The organism is Mycobacterium sp. NGS27, from assembly GCF_059813005.1.
Genome location: NZ_JCALDT010000067.1, coordinates 1 through 212 on the forward strand (window position 1 = coordinate 1; position 212 = coordinate 212).

Genomic DNA, 212 nt, shown 5'->3' on the forward strand with positions numbered 1-212 from the left:
CAATGGCATAATCGAAAACATGTTCGAAGACGTGATCGCCCGGTTCGATGAGTTGGTCGAGCGGCACCATCGGTCGTCGACGCCGGCGTCCGCGGCGCTGCTGGAGCGGATCGGCGCGTTTTCGCGGGTCGAGAACCGCGCGGCGGCCGAGCAGTTGACGGCGATCGGAGAGTTGTTCGCGTACCGGCTCTCGCGCTGTTCGGAGTGCGAGG

1 pseudogene is annotated in these 212 nt (G+C 65.1%); it reads left to right on the forward strand.

The features are described 5' to 3' along the window. Positions 1-19: 19 nt before the first annotated feature. Positions 20-212: pseudogene (locus tag AC5Y30_RS25605) on the forward strand (hypothetical protein); the annotation flags it as partial.